Source organism: Curtobacterium sp. UNCCL17 (genome assembly GCF_000686685.1).
GTDB lineage: Bacteria > Actinomycetota > Actinomycetes > Actinomycetales > Microbacteriaceae > Curtobacterium > Curtobacterium flaccumfaciens.
In genome coordinates, this window is record NZ_KK366001.1 from 402946 (window position 1) to 417396 (window position 14451).

Consider the following 14451-nt stretch of genomic DNA (forward strand, 5'->3'; position numbering starts at 1 on the left):
TTCAGTGCGCGAACACCGGTGTCGTGCGCAACCCGAGCGACCTACGCCTGGGCGTCGACGCCGGCGGGCGCGCTGCCGTCGTACTCGCAGATGGCGTTGACCTTCTCGGCGCTGGCACTGGCACGGTCGAACTCGTAGCCGAGCCACTCCTTCGTCAGCCGGCGGGCGAGCTCGATGCCGACGACGCGCTGCCCCATGCAGAGCACCTGGGCGTCGTTCGACAGGATCGACCGCTCCACGCTGTAGGAGTCGTGCGCGGTCACGGCACGGATGCCCGGCACCTTGTTCGCGCTGATCGCCACACCGAGGCCGGTGCCGCAGATCAGGATCGCGCGGTCGGCCTCGCCGTTCGCCACCAGGCGCGCAGCGTCCACGGCGACGTGCGGGTAGGCGGTGTGGCCGTCCGAGTCGACGCCGACGTCGGTGACGTCCGACACACGGTCGTCGGCGAGCAGGTCGGCCTTGATGATCTCCTTGTAGTCGAACCCGGCGTCGTCGGACCCGATCACGAGACGGTACGTCATGCGTGTGTTCCTTCCTTGTCAGCACGGGCGGCGAGGACCTCGCCGATCCGCGTGAGGACCATCCCCATCGAGGTGGCACCCGCGTCGGGTGTCCCCAGGCTCTTCTCGGCCAGCGGCCTGGCCCGTCCGACCTTCGGCGTGAGGTCGGCGGTGGCCTCGGCCTGCTCGACCGCGACCCGCGCCGCGGTCTCCCACGCTGCCACGAGCGGTGCGCCGGTGTCGACGGCCCCGCGCAGTTCGTCCACGAACGGCAGCAGCGCGTCGAGCAGCGTCTTGTCCCCGCGGGACGCCCCGCCCAGGTGGACGATCGAGTCGGCGAAGTCCTGCGCCGCGTCGACGACGTCGGACGCCCGGTACGAGTCACGGTCGTCGCCGAGGGAACGGCCGAACGCCTCGAGTGCGGCGCCCCACAGGACACCGGAGGTACCGCCCGCGAACGCGGCCCATGCGTCACCGGCGCGTCCGAGGACGAAGGCGACCCCGGCCTCCGGGCCGAGCCCGTCGACCGCCTTGCGCGCCGCACCGATCCCCTTGACCATGCCGCGGCCGTGGTCGCCGTCCCCGGCGACCGCATCGATGCGGCCGAGCGTCTCCTCGTGCTCGCGCAGGAGCGCGTCCATCGCCTCGACGGCGGCTCGTGCCGTCTGCGCGGCCTGCCGGGAGGCATCGGTCGCCTCCGGGACGACCGTCGCCTCGTCCTCGGCGGCGTCCACCGCGTCGGCCGGCACGAGCGCTGCGACCGGCGCCGCCACCTTGCGGAACGCGGGCGTGTAGGCGTCGGCGCGCCAGAACCGCTCGAGTTCGTCGTCGAGCCACTGCAGCGTCAGCGAGCAGCCGCCCATGTCGAGGCTCGTGACGAGTTCGCCGACCTCGGGTTCGACGACCTGGAGCCCGGCGTCCTGCAGCAGGGGCAGCACCCGGCCCCAGAGCAGGAAGAGCTCCTCGTACTTGGTGTCACCGAGCCCGTTGAGGATCGGGGCGACCCGCGAGCCGGCGGCTGCGGGGCGGTCGGTGAGCAGCCGTTCGGTGAGCAGGGACGCCAGATCCGTCGCACGGAGCAGCGGGACGTCCTGGATGCCCGGTTCGCCGTGGATGCCGAGCCCCAGGCCGAGGTGGCCCTCGGGGACGGTGAACAGCGGTTCGGTCGCGCCGGGCATGGTGCAGCCGGAGAACGCGACGCCGATGGTGCGGGTCGCGGCGTTCGACGCGCGGCCGATCCGTTCGACCTCGTCGAGATCGGCTCCCTCGGCAGCGGCGGCACCCATCGCCTTGAAGACGGAGAAGTCGCCGGCGATGCCGCGCCGCTTCGTCTCGTCGTCGGCACTGGCGACGTCGTCGGTGACCACGACGATGCGGGTGTCGATGCCCTCGGCGCGCAGCCGCTCGGCCGCGAGCCCGAAGTTCATGGTGTCGCCGGCGTAGTTGCCGAACGACAGCACGACACCGCGGCCCTGGTCGGCGGCCTTGGCGACCGAGTAGACCTGCGCGGTCGACGGCGAGGTGAAGACGTTGCCGACGACGGCGCCGGTGGCGAAGCCAGGACCGACGACGCCGCAGAACGCGGGGTAGTGGCCGGAGCCGCCCCCGACGACGACGGCGACCTGCGGTGCGGCGCCCTCGGTGGGCAGGGTGACGACGCCGCCGTGGACGCCGCGGACCCGGTCGGCGTAGAGCGCGAGCCAGCCGCTCAGCTGGTCTTCGGCGAACTCGTCCGGGTCGTCGTGGATCGTGGTCATGGTGCGGGTCCTCCGGGGATGGTGGTGGGTGGTGCACCGGGCGACGACGGGACGGCCGTCGTCGCCCGGAACTCAGTGTCCTCGGTCGCCCTGCGGGACCTTGAGGAAGTGGATCATCACGAAGGCGCAGGCGTACAGGCCGACGAACGTCCACGTGGCGGCCTGGCCGCCGCCGCCCAGGGCGAAGACCGCGGCGACGACACCGGTGCCGAGGAACGCGGCGCCCCCGGCGGCCGTGGTGTACATCGCCATCGCGGCGCCCTTGTGCTCGGGGGCGAGCGCCGGCATGATCGCGCCCATCGGCACGAACCCGGCGAGCAGGCAGCCGAACACGCAGCCGGCGACGACGGAGAGCACGTAGCCCCAGTCCGACCCGGCGGGGACGAGCTGCGGCACGTACCACCAGGCGATGAGCCCGAGGGCGGAGCCGACGATGCCGAACCACTTGACGGTGCGCTGCCAGCCGATCTTGTCGCCCACCCAACCGAACAGGGCGTTGACCAGGATGTTCGTCGCGTAGACGCAGACGGTCATGAGCAGCCAGCGGCTCTGGCCCCAGCCGCGCTCGTTCGCGATGACCGCGGGGAGCACGACGAACATGCCGAACTCCGGCGCGGTGTTGATCAGGCGGACGAGGAAGCCCATCAGGATCTTCGGTCGCGTGACCGTCAGGCGGATGCCGCTCGTCAGCACCTGCCAGGCGCTCTCGCCGGCGGGGGCGATGCGCGTGAACCCGTTCGGCAGCCGGACGCCGAACAGCATGATGAGGAACCCGATCACGACCAGGCCGATCGAGGCGACCATCGCACCGGTCTCACCGACCGTGCCGCCGCCGAACACCGGGATGGCACCGATCGCGAACAGCGAGCCGAGGGTCGGCAGGCCACCCGTGAAGGCGACGTAGAACCAGCCGACCGCGGAGCCGTTCCGTTCGACCGGGGTGGTGATGTTCACCCAGACCAGGAACGCGAAGGCGAACAGCGGGTAGCCGAACCCACGCAACGCGTAGGTGACGGCGGCGAACGGGACACTGCCGGCGCCGAGTGCCAGCAGGAACAGGACCTCGAACGCGACCCAGACGGCGAAGCCGAGGATCATCACGCGGCGCGGCCCGACCAGGTCGGACAGGGCCCCCGAGACGTAGCTGCCGATCAGTGCGGCCAAGCTGTAGAAGGTGACGATCGTCGCCACGGTGGCCTCGGGGCTGCCGAGGACCGCCACCATGTGCGGCGTGATGAAGTTCGACTCGACGCCGTTCCCGGTCATGAAGACCAGGACGGCGACGAACCCGAGGGCGAGCGGACGGGGGATGCCCATCCGGTCCAGGCGGCCCTCGGTGCGGGGCGCGGTCGTGCGGGCGCCGGTGGCGCGGGCTGTCGTCGCTGACATGCTCGTTCTCTCCCTGCTGGCGGAGTCGGTCAGGCCCGTGCGGCCTGTGCGGCCTGTGCGGCCGTGGTGGGGGCGGTCAGGGACGGGATGATCGACACCTTGACGCTGGCACCGGCGGAGTCGCCGACCAGGTCGAGGGCCTCCTGGAACTGCTCGAGCGGGAACTGGTGCGTGCAGATCTCCGACATCGGCAGGGTCTCGGCCTCGAGCAGCTTGATCGCCGCCGGCCAGGTGTGCGGACCGAGGTGGGCGCCGCGGACGTCGAGCTCCTTGTCGTCCGAGATGATCGACCAGTCCACGGACACGTCGTCCTTGAACACCGAGTACTCGACGAAGGTCCCGAGCTTGCGGAGCAGGTTCAGTCCCTGCGGCACCGCCGACGGGTGCCCGGTGGCCTCGATGTAGACGTCGGCACCGTAGCCGTCGGTGAGCTCCTTGACCCGGGCGACCGCGTCCTCCTGGGCGATGTTGATCGTGAGGTCGGCGCCGACCTTGCGGGCCAGCTCGAGCTTCGCCTCGACCACATCGAGCGCGATGATCCGGAGCGGGTTCTTCTGCCGTGCACCGGCGATCGCGGAGAGGCCGATCGGGCCGGCACCGGCGATCACCACGGTGTCGCCGAACTTGATGTCCCCGCGCTCGACGGCGTGGAACGCGCAGGACAACGGCTCCGAGAACGCGGCGACCTGGCCGGGCAGCGCCTTCGACACCGGGTGGGTCAACGCCTTCGCCGGCACGAGCACGTACTCGGCCATCGCGCCGTCGTAGCCCTTGAAGCCGAACATGTCGTGCACGTTGCACATCCAGTACGCGCCCTCGAGGCAGTAGCGGCACTCCCAGCACGGCACGATCTGCTCGCAGGCGATCCGGTCACCGAGGGCGACGCCACGCTTGGTCAGGGCGGTGTCGTCACCGGCGACGATCGTGCCGACGAACTCGTGTCCGGGGATGCGGTCGCGCTCGGCCCAGGCCGCACGGTTCTCGTCGCCCCAGAACTTCGCGGCGCCGTGGTAGCACTTCAGGTCGCTCGCGCAGATGCCGACGGCGTCGGTGCGGAGCAGGAGTTCCCCGGGGCCGGGCGTCGGGACGGGACGCTCCTCGAGCCGGTAGTCACCGGGGTCGTGGACGACGACGGCGCGCATCGTCGTGGGGATCGTGGTGGGGGCGGTCGTGGCCGCGTTCTCGGTCGTCGTCGACATGAGCTGTTCCTCCGTTGGGTGGCTTCGGCGATGACTGTACACCCTGCAGAACGTTTGTCCAGAACACAATTTCTGGTAGGTTCGGCCGCGAACGCAAGGGAGCGAACATGACGACGGACTTCGCCGCGGCCCTCCGACCGGGCCCCGACACGATCGACCTGACCAACGACTTCAGCGGCCGCACGGCGGTGGTGACCGGTGGGGCGTCCGGCATCGGCAACGCCATCGCCCGGGCCCTGGCCGCGCGGGGTGCCCGCGTCGCCGTCGTCGACGTCCGTGCGGACGGTGCCACGTCGGGGGCGGCCGACCTGCCCACGTCCGCCGGGCCCGTGACGACCGGGCCGGACGCCGCGGCCGACGGGGCGGACGCGGCCACGGGCCTCCATGCCGGCTTCGCCTGCGACGTGACCGACGCCGACTCCGTGACCCGCACCGTCGCGGACGTCGTCCGGCACTTCGGCGGCGTCGACGTGCTGGTGAACTGCGCTGGCATCGCCGCGCTCGCCCCGGCAGAGGACCTGGCTGCCGAGACCTGGGCAGCGACCATCGACGTCAACCTGACCGGCACGTTCCGCGTGGCGCAGGCCGTCGGCCGGCACATGCTCGACGCCGGGTACGGGCGGATCGTCAACATCGCATCGCAGGCGGCCCACGTCGGCATCGACGGTCACGCCGCCTACTGCGCCTCGAAGGCCGGCGTCATCGGTCTGACGACCGTGCTCGCACTCGAGTGGGGTGGCCGCGGTGTCACCGTGAACACCGTGTCGCCGACCGTCGTCCTCACCGACCTCGGCCGTGCTGCCTGGGCGAACGAGAACGGCATCCGGCACCAGGACGAGATCCCCACCGGCCGCTTCGCGACCCCCGACGAGATCGCCGCGGCCGTGCTGTTCCTGGCGGGGGAGTCGAGCGCCATGGTGAACGGTGCAGACCTCCGCGTGGACGGCGGGTTCACGATCCGCTGAGGCCTGCTCGGACTACGATCGCGGTGTCCGATCGAGTCGAAGGGTCCTGCTCCATGTCGTCCGAGAGCACCGCTGGCCCCGGCCCCGACGCGTCGCGCACCCGGTTCCCGCTGGACACCGTCTACCAGGCGGCGCGGATGTACTACCTCGAGGACGCCACGCAGGTCGAGATCGCCTCGCGCCTTGGCGTCTCGCGCCCGACCGTCTCACGGCTCGTCGCCGAGGCCCGCAAGGCCGGACTCGTCCGCATCGAGGTCGTCGACCCGTTCCAGGACGAGACCGTGGCGCTCGCCGAACGGCTGCAGGTCGTGCTCGGACTCCGAGCCGTCCACCTCGCCGCGGTCACCCACGCCGCCACGCTCGGCGCCGACCTGGCCGCACCGCTGGCCGCCGCGGTCGAGGGCATGGGACTCGTCCCCGGCGACGCCGTCCTGATGTCGTCGGGGCGCACCGTGTACGACGTCGCACGGTCCGGCATGCCGACCATGCCCGGCGTGCAGCTGGTGCCGACCGTGGGCGGGCAGGCCGACCCGATGCCGTGGTTCCAGACGAACGAGATCACCCGGACGGCCGCGGAACACTCCGGCGCGATCCCGGCGTTCCTGTTCGCCCAGGCGCTGCCGTCCCCGGCGATGCGGTCCACCCTCGACGAGGACCCGGCGTTCCAACACGTCGTCGGGCTGTGGAGCCGAGCGAAGGGCGCGATCCTCGGCATCGGGGCGCCGACGCACACGCGTGACGCCCTGGCCCGGGGCATCCCGGTCGAGGACGCGGCGTTCGACCGGGCCGCCGGCGACGTCTGCCTGAACTTCTACGCCGCGGACGGCTCGCCGATCGAGTTCCCCGGCAGCGACCGGATGGTGCGGACCTCGCGCGAGATCCTGTCGACCGTGCCGCACGCGGTCGGGGTCGCCGTGGGCAGTGCCAAGGTCACGAGCATCGTGGCCGCGGTGCGGGGCGGGCTGGTCAACGAGCTGGTGACCGACGCCGCGACGGCGCGCGCCGTGCTCGACGCACTCGCCTGAGCGCTCCGGCTCGGTGCCCGATCCTTCCCATCACGCGTGCGATGGAGGGTGCTTTCGGGCATACCTGGTCGATTCTTCGTGGCAGCTACGCCCGGTTTCGGTAGGTACGCCCGGTTTCGGCAGGTACGCCCGGTTTCGGGAGGTACGCCCGATTCCGGTAGGTGGGGGCGGGTGCGGGGGCGACCGCCTGACGGCCTGGAGGCGCGGGGCGGGTCCGCACCGCGCCTCCAGGCCGGTGGTCCCCACGTCTAGAGCGTGCGCCGCACGTCCCACAGGTGGTGCACCGGGTCGTGCGCGTAGTAGGTGGCGAGCGTCGCGACGGTGAAGGCGCTGCCGTCGGACCGGAGCCCGGTGCGCTCGAGCACCTCGTCGGGCACCGCCGCGAAGGCCCGGGCCGCGCGGTCGGCCGACTCCCGCAGCTCTTCGGCGACGATCGCGGGGTCCTGCTCGCCGTAGCGGTCCTCGACGGCGGTGGCGTCCTGGTCCCAGTTCGGGAACGTCGGGGCGTCCTCGGTGAGCATCAGCTCGAGGCGCTCCGCCATCTTCCGGTGCACGTCCCGCACGTGCGCGCCGTACTCGAGCGGTGACCAGGTCTGGTCGTCGGGGCGGTCGCGCACGTCATCGCGTCCGAGGACCGCGGGCCATCCTGCGGTGTTCTCGTCGATGATGCCCGGCACGTCGCGGACGGTCACCGCGCTGCCGTCGTAGCCGCACTCGGGACACGCGGACTCGATGACCCACGTCCAGTTCTTCGTCTCCGGTTCGATCGCCATGGGCCGATGTTACGGCCTCGTTACTCAGCTTCCGGGTTCGCCGGACTGGTGCGGATCGGCGGCGACCCCCGTTCGGGTGACACGCCGTTCCCTGAGAATCACCGGCCAATGACATTTCGGTTGCTCGGTAACGTCGCTCGCTGTTCTGGGCCGGTTCCCGACGGCCCACCGATCTTCTCGAGGAGCGATGCATGGGTTCCGACCCCAGCAGTACCCACCCCCGACCGCACCGACGGCTGCGCGAGAGCGACGTCACCGTGGTCGACAAGAGCATGATGCGACGAGCCGTCAGCGGCATGGTCGTCGGCAACACCATGGAGTGGTACGACGTCGGTGTGTACGGCTACCTGGCCGTCACGATGGGGAAGGTCTTCCTGCCGACGGCCGAACCCGCGGTGCAGATCCTGTTCAGCCTCGGGGTGTTCGCGGCGACGTACATCGCGCGGCCGCTCGGTGGCATCGTGTTCGGACGCCTCGGAGACCGGATCGGTCGGCAGAAGGTGCTCGCGACGACGCTGATCATGATGGCGGCGTCGACGTTCCTGATCGGGGCGCTCCCCGCGTACGCGACGATCGGCGTGTTCGGCCCGATCCTGCTCGTGGTGCTGAAGCTCGCGCAGGGCTTCTCGACCGGTGGTGAGTACGCCGGGGCGACGACCTTCGTCACCGAGTACGCCCCGGACCGCCGTCGCGGGTTCTTCGCGAGCATCCTGGACTTCGGCAGCTACCTCGGCTTCGCGCTCGGTGCCACGGTCGTGTCGGTGCTGCAGCTCACCCTCGGTGACGAGGCGATGACCGCCTACGGCTGGCGGTTCCCGTTCCTGGCGGCCGGTGTGATCGGCGTCGTGGCCATCTACTTCCGCCTGCGGATCGAGGAGTCGCCGGTGTTCCAGGCGACCCAGGCCGCGCAGGAGGCCGCGACCGAGTCCCGCGCGTCCTTCGAGGGGGAGCGCCCGGCCAACGTCGTCGCGATGGTCCGCCAGCACTGGCGTCCGATCGTCATCGCGATCATGCTCGTCGCCGCGTCGAACACCGTGGGCTACGCCCTGACCTCGTACATGCCGACGTACCTGACCGACTCGCTCGGGTACTCCGCCATCGACGGCACGCTGCTGACGATCCCGGTGCTCCTGCTGCTCGCGGTGATGCTGCCGCTGACCGGCAAGCTCTCCGACCGCCTCGGCCGCCGCGTCGTGATGTGGATCGGTGCCGCCACCACCGTCGTGCTCGTGGTGCCGGCGTTCATGCTCATCGGGCACGGGGCACAGTGGTCGACGCTCGCCGGCCTCGGACTGCTCGCGCTGATGACGGCGCTGTGGGTGTCGAACCAGGCTGCGTCGCTGCCGGCGCTGTTCCCGACCTCGACGCGGTACGGCGGCATGGGTTTCGCCTACAACATCGCGATCGCGGTGTTCGGCGGGACCACGCCCCTGATCGTGCAGGCGCTGCTCACCGCGACGGGTGACGAGCTCGCGCCGGCGTACTTCCTGATGGCGATGAGCGTCGTCGGAGCGATCGGTGTCTTCTGCATGAAGGAGTCCTCGCAGCGCCCGCTGCCCGGGTCGATGCCGGCGGTGGAGACCGAGGACGAGGCGAAGGAGCTCGTGCTCACGCAGGACACGAACCCGCACCTGGACCTCGGTGACCTGCCGTTCGCGGCGCAGGACGCGGCGGCTGCTGCTGCACGCGAGGCTGAGGGGGTGCCAGCGCGCTGACGCGAGTGGGGGATCGGTCGGCGGGGTGCGTCCGGCCGACGTGGAACGACGGGGTCGTTGTCGTACGACAGCGACTCCGTCGTTCGTTGCGTGCGCGGGCTGTTGCACCGTTCGGGGAGCGACGATGTCGCCGTCGTACGACATCGACAGTGTCGTTCGGCGTCCGCACCAGCCGCCCCAGCCGCACCCGCCCCGCCCGCGCCCGCGTCACTCGTGCCGGTGCTCCGACGCCGGGTCGACCGCGGGCCACACCGGGAACGGGTCCGGCCAGCCGCGCCACACGTCCGGTCCGGCGAGCAGCTCCGACGGCGTGAGCAGCGCCCCGTCGAGCGCCCGCTCGATCGCCCGGACGTCGAGCTGCTCGCCGACGAACCACAGCGCCTGCCCGATCGGGGCGTCGGCGTCCCATGACGGGTTCGCGGTGGGGTCGAGCGCGAGCATCGACCCGAAGCTCGACCACGAGCCGACGTGGTCCGGCCGGGACGCCAGGCGGAAGAACCCCCGCGACCGCAGCACGCGGCCGTTCACCCCGGCGGACAGGTCGTCGGCGATGACGGACGACAGCCGTCCGGGGTGGAAGGGCAGCGGCTCCCGGTAGCGCATCGAGACCAGGGCGTCGCGGGCGTCGCGCCCGGTGTCCGCACCGCTCGACAGCGCCCGCATCCAGCCGGCACCGGTGGCGAGCACCCGCGCGGCTCCACCGTTCGACGCCGGCAGGTCGGCGGCGCTGCGGATCGCGGGCAGGGCGACGATCACGGCCTGGGGCGCCATCCGGTGCAGCAGTGACACGAGCGCCCGACGCCGACGGCCGGACAGCGGTTCGATGCGGTCGAGGGCGATCACCGTCGCGTACTCGAGGAGTGCGGCCATCCGGTCCGCGGCCACGAAGGCATCGTCGACGTCCGACCACAGCAGGTGCGCGACGTCGTCGGCCCGCAGCACCCCGACGACGTGCCGCAGCACCCGGTCGTCGCCGGTCTCGGACCGTGCCGCGTTGGCGAGCAGCATGCCGACCGCTCGGGCATCGGCCCCCGGGTGCAGGGTGACGACGAGCCCGTGGCCCGCGTCGGGTCCGCAGACCCGGTCGAGCTGGTCGGCACGGTCGGCCACGGCGCGGGCGGTGGCGAAGGCACTCCCGGCGACGTTCATCCGGTGTCCGTCCGAGATCCGGGCGGCGACGCGGTCGGCGTCGACCTGGTGCAGGGCGGTGACGAGGGTGATGGCAGCAGCACGCATGTCCGCTACTGTAACTGAAAACCGTTATCAACAAGGAGGCTCGTCGTGAAGGTCCGCAACTCCCTCAAGGCCCTGAAGAAGATCCCCGGCTCGCAGGTGGTCCGACGCCGCGGCCGCGTCTACGTCATCAACAAGAAGAACCCTCGCTGGAACACCCGGCAGGGCTGACGTCAGCGGCGGTCCGTAGGGTGGCGGCATGCGACTGCTGCTCATCCGCCACGGCCAGACCCCCGCGAACGTGCACGGCGTCCTCGATGCCGTGGTGCCCGGACCGGGGCTGACGGAACTCGGGCAGCAGCAGGCCGACGCCCTGCCCGCAGCGCTCGCCGACCGGGGGATCGAGCGACTGTTCGTGTCGTCGATGGTCCGCACGCAGATCACCGCGGCGCCCCTCGCGACCTCGCTCGGCCTCGAGCCCGTGGTGCTGCCGGGCCTGCGCGAGATCGAGGCGGGCGACACCCAGGGCAAGAGCGACAAGGTGTCCGTGCAGACCTACATCTCCACCGTGCACGGCTGGTCCGGCGGCGACCGGACGACCCGGATGCCCGGTGCCGAGAGCGGCACCGAGTTCTTCGAGCGCTACGACGACGCCGTCCGGCAGATCGAGGCCACCGGGGTCGCGGTCGCCGCCGCCGTCAGCCACGGTGCCGCGATCCGCACGTGGGCGAGCGCGGCTGCGCAGAACACCCCGGACCACTTCGGCACGAAGCGCCACCTGGAGAACACCGGCATCGTCGAGCTCGAGGGCTCGTTCGCCGACGGCTGGCGCCTGGTCGACTGGGAAGGCGAGCCGGTCGGCGGCGACCAGCTCATCGACCGCACGGCGCTCGACCCCACCGGCGAGCGTTTCTGACGCGACCAGCGGTCGCCGACGCGACCAACGGCTCGCAGACGCGACCACGAACGGACGGGAGGCCCGGTACCAGCTGGTACCGGGCCTCCCGTCCGTCTTGTCCTTGCGTCGACTACGCGAGCTGCGACGCCGACGCGGACGTCAGCGGCACGATCACGCCGTGCGACTCACGCAGCACGTCGAGCGTGCGCTGGACCTCGTCCGCGCGCTCCTCGGTCGTCCAGCCGAGCGCCTCGGCGAGCACGTCGGCCAGCTCGTCGAGCAGGTCGATCGTGACCCCGCCGACGAACGCCAGGTTCGTGCGGCGCAGGACGACGTCGACCAGGTGGACGGCCTGCTCGTGGCGGGCGAAGTACGCGACCTCGGCGCGGGTGAGCGACGGGTCGGACTCGAGCGGCTCGACCGGGCCGTCGGTCAGGACGTCCACGACCTCGGCGGCACGGGTGCCGTAGCGCTCGAGCAGCCCCTCGACCAGGGACTCGTCCAGGCCGTCGCGGTGCGACTTGATCCACAGGGCGCGCTGCGCGTCGGTGGTTGGGAACTCCTTGCCACCGCCGATCGGCATGCCGGTGGTGTCGACCTTGCGGCTCATGCCGAGCTTGGTGGTCGCCTCGGTGGACAGGTGTGCGGCGAGGGCACGGAAGGTCGTCCACTTGCCACCGACGAGCGACAGCACGGTCGACTTCGGCAGCCCGGCGATCTGGGTGTCCACGATCCGGTAGTCGCGGGACACGAAGCCGGGGGCGGTGTCCTCGTGGCGGGGGAGCGGGCGGATGCCGGAGTAGCTGTAGACGATGTGGTCGCGGGTGACGTCGATCTGCGGGAACACGTGCTTGACGAGCCCGAAGAAGTAGTCGATCTCCTCGTCGGTCGTCGTGACCGGCTTCGCGGGGTCGGCGTCGATGTCGGTCGTGCCGATGAGCACCCGGCCCTTGAGCGGGTAGATGAGGACGATGCGGCCGTCGTCGTTCTCGAAGAACAGCTCGCGTCCCTTGGTGGCCTCGAGCAGCTCGTCGTTGTGCACCACGATGTGCGAGCCCTTCGTGCCGCCCATGAACTTCGTCTCGCCGCCGAACGCCTCGTTCGTCAGGTCGGTCCAGGGGCCGGAGGCGTTGATCACGACGTCGGCGGTGAAGACGAACTCGTCGCCGGTCTCGCGGTCGCGCAGCAGGACGCCGCCGTCGCGGGTGCCGGCTGCCTCGACGTAGTTCGTGGCGCGGGCGGTCGCGGCTGAGCCGCTCCCGGCTCCCGCGGCCAGGCCGTCCTTCAGGACGTCGAGGGCAAGGCGCTCGGGCTCGTGCACACTCGCGTCGTAGTAGGTACCCGTGTACTTCAGGTCCTTGTTGAGGGCGGGCATGTCCTCGAGCGCGGCCTTCTTGGTGCGGAAGACGTGCTTCGGGACGGAGCCGCCGTCACGCGAGAAGGAGTCGTAGATCGTCATGCCGATCTTGATGAGCATCGCGCCGCGCTCCTTGGTGGAGCGCTGCTTGTGCGTCAGCATGCGCAGCGGGGCGTTCATGATGCCGGAGAACGTCGAGAAGATCGGCATGGTCGTCTGCAGCGGCTTGACGTAGTGCGGGGCGATGCGGATCAGGCCGTTGCGCTCCTGCACGCTCTCGCGCACCAGGCGGAACTCGCCGTTCTCCAGGTAGCGGATGCCGCCGTGGATCATGTGGCTCGAGGCCGCGGAGGCGCCGGAGGCGTAGTCGCCACGCTCGACCAGGGCGACGTCGACGCCCTGGAGCGCCAGGTCGCGGAACGTCGCGATGCCGTTGATGCCGCCGCCGACGACGAGGACCTGCGCGTTCGGGCGCTCGGTGAGGGCGGTCACCGTGTTCCGGGGCTGTGTCTTCTTCGACATGGTTCGTCGCTTCCTTCGTCTGTTCGTGGGGTCAGGATCGATCGTGCGCTCGTTCGACAGGGCGGGCAACTCGCGTGCACGAACGTGCAGCACACGTGTCGTCCAGGCCCGACACGGCGGTCAAGAGGCGCGGCAGGGGTTGCAGAGGCCCTGCACGTCCGTGCATGGTTGCGTTCGACAGATCGGAGCACCATGAGCGATGCGGCTCAGCCCATGCGCACGCAGCAGGCGCTGCGCGCCGCCCACCTGTACTACCTGCAGGACCTGACGATGGACGCGATCGCCGACGAACTCGGCACCTCGCGTTCGTCGGTGTCGCGGCTGCTGAAGTACGCCAGGGACACCGGGCTCGTCGACATCCAGATCCGTTCTCCCCTGGACCAGGCCGCCGCGCTGAGCCGGAGCATCCGCTCGCGCTTCGGGGTGCACGCGCACGTCGTCCCGGTGCCGGACCACACGAGCGACGTCGACCGGCTCGAGCGGGTGGCCCTGTCCGCCGCCCGGATCCTGACGCAGTACGTCGAGTCGAACATGGTGATCGGGATCTCGTGGGGCTCGACCGTGAGCGCGGTCAGCCGCTACCTGGTGCCGAAGACCACCCACGGCTCGACGATCGTCCAGATCAACGGCGCCGCGAACACCCGCACCACCGGCATCGTCTACGCGTCCGAGATCCTGCGCCGGTTCGGCGAGGCCTACGGGGCCTTCGTGCAGCAGTTCCCGGTGCCGGCGTTCTTCGACGACCCCGCGACGAAGGAGGCCCTGTTCCGGGAGCGCTCGATCCGCCGTGTGCTCGACCTGCACGAGCGGATGGACCTCGTCGTGTTCGGTGTCGGTGCCCCGCAGGCCCCGGTGCCCTCGCACGTGTACTCCGGCGGGTACCTCGACCCCGAGGACCGCGACGAGCTCACGCAGGCGGGGGTCGTCGGGGACGTCTCGACGGTGTTCTACCGGGCCGACGGCTCGTGGAAGGACATCGGGGTGAACGCACGGGCCGGCGCGCCGGACCTCGACACGATCAAGCGCGCGCCGCGGCGGGTCTGCGTCGTCGCCGGGCGGTCGAAGGCGGCGTCGCTGCGGGGCGCGCTGGCCGCCGGGCTCATCACGGACCTGATCCTGGACGAGAGCGTGGGGCAGGCGATCCTGCAGCCCTGAGTCAGGACCTGACGCAGATT

General features: G+C 71.1%; 13 protein-coding genes. 6 read left to right on the top strand and 7 right to left on the bottom strand.

The window, feature by feature from the left end; genetic code table 11:
- Window positions 1-41 precede the first annotated feature (41 nt).
- The 4 genes from BR70_RS0111720 to BR70_RS0111735 all read right to left on the bottom strand — a co-directional run bounded on the left by BR70_RS0111720 (window position 42) and on the right by BR70_RS0111735 (window position 4848).
- Window positions 42-524: a ribose-5-phosphate isomerase gene (locus BR70_RS0111720; protein ID WP_027466221.1), complete on the bottom strand. Its 483-nt coding sequence runs from the start codon at window positions 522-524 to the stop codon at window positions 42-44.
- On the bottom strand, window positions 521-2260 hold the full coding sequence (locus BR70_RS0111725; protein WP_027466222.1) for a dihydroxyacetone kinase family protein: 1740 nt from the start codon (window positions 2258-2260) through the stop codon (window positions 521-523). Before BR70_RS0111725 ends, BR70_RS0111720 begins: the two co-directional genes overlap by 4 nt.
- 72 nt (window positions 2261-2332) lie before the next feature.
- Window positions 2333-3649, bottom strand: a complete 1317-nt coding sequence (locus BR70_RS0111730) for an MFS transporter (RefSeq protein WP_035808809.1) — start codon at window positions 3647-3649, stop codon at window positions 2333-2335.
- A 29-nt stretch (window positions 3650-3678) separates the two neighbouring features.
- Complete coding sequence (locus tag BR70_RS0111735; RefSeq protein ID WP_027466224.1) at window positions 3679-4848, bottom strand: zinc-binding dehydrogenase; 1170 nt, start codon at window positions 4846-4848, stop codon at window positions 3679-3681.
- A 107-nt stretch (window positions 4849-4955) separates the two neighbouring features.
- Here BR70_RS0111735 and BR70_RS0111740 point away from each other — a divergent pair, with 107 nt between their 5' ends.
- Both BR70_RS0111740 and BR70_RS0111745 read left to right on the top strand, forming a co-directional pair.
- Window positions 4956-5813 (top strand): GolD/DthD family dehydrogenase, encoded by an 858-nt coding sequence (locus BR70_RS0111740; RefSeq protein ID WP_051596870.1) that lies wholly within the window; start codon window positions 4956-4958, stop codon window positions 5811-5813.
- A 53-nt stretch (window positions 5814-5866) separates the two neighbouring features.
- Window positions 5867-6838 carry a sugar-binding transcriptional regulator gene (locus tag BR70_RS0111745; protein ID WP_027466226.1) on the top strand — a complete coding sequence of 324 codons (972 nt, stop codon included), beginning with the start codon at window positions 5867-5869 and terminating at the stop codon, window positions 6836-6838.
- Window positions 6839-7086: 248 nt separating this feature from the next.
- Here the strand turns inward: BR70_RS0111745 and BR70_RS0111750 are convergent, their stop codons facing one another.
- On the bottom strand, window positions 7087-7611 hold the full coding sequence (locus BR70_RS0111750; RefSeq protein WP_027466227.1) for a DinB family protein: 525 nt from the start codon (window positions 7609-7611) through the stop codon (window positions 7087-7089).
- A gap of 191 nt (window positions 7612-7802) precedes the next feature.
- On the opposite strand from BR70_RS0111750, the gene BR70_RS0111755 reads away from it, so the two are divergent.
- Complete coding sequence (locus BR70_RS0111755; RefSeq protein WP_027466228.1) at window positions 7803-9326, top strand: MFS transporter; 1524 nt, start codon at window positions 7803-7805, stop codon at window positions 9324-9326.
- Between the two features lie 207 nt (window positions 9327-9533).
- Here BR70_RS0111755 and BR70_RS20730 read toward each other — a convergent pair whose 3' ends face one another.
- The gene (locus tag BR70_RS20730; RefSeq protein ID WP_051596871.1) at window positions 9534-10562 is read right to left on the bottom strand and encodes a CobW C-terminal domain-containing protein; all 1029 of its coding nucleotides are present in this window, start codon (window positions 10560-10562) and stop codon (window positions 9534-9536) included.
- 45 nt (window positions 10563-10607) lie between these two features.
- On the opposite strand from BR70_RS20730, the gene ykgO reads away from it, so the two are divergent.
- Together ykgO and BR70_RS0111770 are read left to right on the top strand one after the other, a co-directional pair.
- A complete protein-coding gene (gene ykgO, locus BR70_RS0111765) occupies window positions 10608-10730 on the top strand; it encodes a type B 50S ribosomal protein L36 (RefSeq protein WP_017888460.1) in 123 nt (40 codons plus the stop codon).
- Between the two features lie 28 nt (window positions 10731-10758).
- On the top strand, window positions 10759-11415 hold the full coding sequence (locus BR70_RS0111770; RefSeq protein ID WP_027466229.1) for a histidine phosphatase family protein: 657 nt from the start codon (window positions 10759-10761) through the stop codon (window positions 11413-11415).
- A 112-nt stretch (window positions 11416-11527) separates the two neighbouring features.
- Here the strand turns inward: BR70_RS0111770 and BR70_RS0111775 are convergent, their stop codons facing one another.
- Window positions 11528-13276 carry a glycerol-3-phosphate dehydrogenase/oxidase gene (locus BR70_RS0111775; RefSeq protein ID WP_027466230.1) on the bottom strand — a complete coding sequence of 583 codons (1749 nt, stop codon included), beginning with the start codon at window positions 13274-13276 and terminating at the stop codon, window positions 11528-11530.
- Window positions 13277-13489: 213 nt separating this feature from the next.
- On the opposite strand from BR70_RS0111775, the gene BR70_RS0111780 reads away from it, so the two are divergent.
- Window positions 13490-14431, top strand: a complete 942-nt coding sequence (locus BR70_RS0111780) for a sugar-binding transcriptional regulator (RefSeq protein ID WP_110862278.1) — start codon at window positions 13490-13492, stop codon at window positions 14429-14431.
- The last annotated feature ends 20 nt before the right edge of the window (window positions 14432-14451 follow it).